General features: G+C 65.1%; 3 protein-coding genes and 1 pseudogene. 1 reads left to right on the top strand and 3 read right to left on the bottom strand.

Annotation, left to right across the window (positions count from 1 at the left end; all coding sequences use genetic code 11):
* Positions 1–278: pseudogene (locus B9S61_RS33605) on the top strand (ISAs1 family transposase); the annotation flags it as partial.
* Here B9S61_RS33605 and B9S61_RS33600 read toward each other — a convergent pair.
* The 3 genes from B9S61_RS33600 to B9S61_RS33590 form a co-directional block, all read right to left on the bottom strand.
* A complete protein-coding gene (locus B9S61_RS33600) occupies positions 266–478 on the bottom strand; it encodes a hypothetical protein (protein ID WP_146065019.1) in 213 nt (70 codons plus the stop codon). The pseudogene B9S61_RS33605 and the gene B9S61_RS33600 sit on opposite strands and share 13 nt — an antisense overlap.
* A gap of 38 nt (positions 479–516) precedes the next feature.
* Positions 517–2,037, bottom strand: a complete 1,521-nt coding sequence (locus B9S61_RS33595; RefSeq protein WP_103545554.1) for a hypothetical protein — start codon at positions 2,035–2,037, stop codon at positions 517–519.
* Positions 2,038–2,112: 75 nt separating this feature from the next.
* A partial coding sequence (locus B9S61_RS33590) for a transposase family protein (RefSeq protein WP_146064936.1) occupies positions 2,113–2,484 on the bottom strand: 372 nt, incomplete at its 5' end.

Here is a 2,484-nt window from a genome sequence, read left to right as displayed (position 1 = left end):
CCCGCCCCATCGACCTCGCCACCGCCATCCGGGGGCACTGGGGAATCGAAAACTCCTCCCACTACATCCGAGATGTCACGTTCGCCGAGGACGCCTCGACCATTCACACCGGCACCGCACCCCGCGCCATGGCCACCATCCGCAACCTCGCCATCGGCACCCTGAAGATCCTCGGAGCCGACAACATCGCCAAGACCACCCGCGCCATCCGCCACGAACCCGAACGAGCACTCGCCATCCTGGGCATCACCAACAACCCAGACACTCACGGAACTTGATCAAGCCCTGGCTGACGCCAGGTTGTGATCAGCGACGAATATAGGCCCTCGCGCCGCAGCAAGGCGCCCTTGGCCTGCTTGTCGATCCCTTCGTACTCGGCCAAGATCCGCGCCTTGTACGCCGCCGAGTACCGGCGATGACCGGCCGCGCGGGGTGTCACCTGCGGATCCGGGGTCCCGTGGTCGTTGGTGCTGGCCACTACGAGCACTACTCCCTCTCCGCCCTCGACTCAATGAATCATCCAGTATGCCTGCCTCGTCCTACGTTGCCAGAGAGGGACCGGTCCTCTTTCGGGCTGTGGGCTGCGTTGTAGACCTGGTTGCCGGGGTTGTAGGCGAAGACACGCTGGCCGCTCTTCGCCGGGAGCGTCTCCAACTGGGTGTGCCGGTCGAAACCCGAAGCCAACACTTCGGGGATTGCCGCAGTGATGGTCGCTGCCTGACGGCTGAGGGATTCGGGGATGATGAGCCGCACCGGGTGCGTTTCCGGTGACTTGCCATCCTGGGCCACCGGGGTGTAGCGCCGTCCCGTCGGATCGAGGACCGGCTGTTTTGCAAGGAAGGTCTCATTCACGACGAGCACCTCACCCGGCGGCAGTTGCGCGCTCTGAGCAATGCTCTGGAGATCCCGGCGCCCAGCCAGGATGACCTTTCCTTCCCTGTCGGCGCGGCGCAGCCACGGACCCACCTCCTTGATCACCTGGTCCGTTTCGCTGGGCAGGCTGCCGTTGAGGCGGATGGTGACAGCATCGCCCGCATCGGCGTAGGCCGTCCGGCTCTCCTGGCGTGCCAGCACATCCTGGCCCGCCGCTGCGACGTCCGTGGCGATGCTGAGAGCGAGCAGCAGCGCGGGAATACGCACCAGGTAGACGCTGATCGTTGCCGCCCGGGCAGGCAGTTCGCCCTTGAGAGCACGCAGTACGTCAACCTTGAAGGTGAGAGCGAGCACGGCCGCATGGGCGGCCAGCACCAGGAGAATGAACAGGCCGGCAAGACCCCCGGCCACAGTGGCGAACATCCCCAGCCATGCAAGACCGTTGTAGAAGCCGAGGAAGGCAAGCGTCACGGCTGCCACAGCACCGACCGGCACCGACCAGGACACCGCTAGCTGCCGCAGATCACGGACAAGGAGGCCCACGAAGGACATGCCCTGCAACCGCAGAATCCCGTATGCCTTCGCGCTGAGCAGCACGCTCGCGCCGGTCATCGTCACTGCGGCGAGGGCAACCACCCAGAAGGATCCCCACAGGACGCCACCGGTATAAGCGGCGGCGAGTGTCGTGTAGGAGAGAGGGTGGGTCACGCCTGCACGCAGACCGAGGTCGGCGAACTCGGCAACCAGCGCATCAGCAGCGGCAGGTGACCCGAACACGTAGTACTCGCCCCGCGGATCACGCTGTCCGATCTCGGCGATCGGATGCACGTCCGTCGTGTAATTCCTGCTGAACGCCGGATAACCCTCGTCCAGCCACGATCCCGCACCGGACTGCCGGTCGCCAGGGGCCAGATACAGATGACCGTCGGGGTCCCTCATGTCAGGCACCTCGCGAGCTACCGTGACTCCGTGGTCGGCCGAGAACGACGCGATCGCCTGGGCGACTTGAGCGCCGCTCGTCGAATCGTCGGAGTCAAACACCCAGATCAGAGCCGAGTTGCCCAGCACCCCGTCCTCGTCCAGCCCCCGCACGAACAGAAACGCCAAGACTGCGGAAAAAGCCAACACGGCGGCGTGGACGAACTTGATACCTCGGTGCAGCATTGGCTTCCTAGATCAGGGCACGTGGGGGGAACAATGAGTCTTTGTCAGTAACGAATCATTACGTTGCGTGACTAATCAGATGGTGCGGTCGTACTCGAGCTGGAGCAGGACGAGGGCTGCGGCGGCGATCTTCGTGATGCGGCTGGGGTCGAGGCTGACCCGGCGTAGTGCCTTGAAGGTGGTCTTGAGCAGGGAGTTGGCGCGCTCGCAGACGCCGTGGACGCCGCGGATGACCTTGTTGTAGGTCTGCTGGGCCTCGGTCAGCTCGCCTCCGGCGGGCTTCTTGTGCGGGTGGCGAAAACCGTCGCCGGCGTTCTCGTAGCCGAGGTCGACGAGGGTCGGCATGTCCAGCTCGGCAGCGATCCGGTTGAGGGCATCGATCAGGCCGTGGTGGCGGGCGCAGGTGGTGTCGTGCTCGCGGCCCGGGCGGACCGGTGAGACCCAGAT

The sequence above is a fragment of the Streptomyces sp. SM1 genome (genome assembly GCF_002910825.1).
Lineage (GTDB): Bacteria > Actinomycetota > Actinomycetes > Streptomycetales > Streptomycetaceae > Streptomyces > Streptomyces okerensis.
The sequence above is the reverse complement of the archived record's forward strand: the minus strand, read 5'-3'. Positions and strand labels throughout refer to the sequence as shown.

What these genes read in the sequence shown, in the direction of transcription:
- B9S61_RS33595 (WP_103545554.1), bottom strand. Translation starts at nt 2,037, where the DNA reads ATGCTGCACCGAGGTATCAAGTTCGTCCACGCCGCCGTGTTGGCTTTT.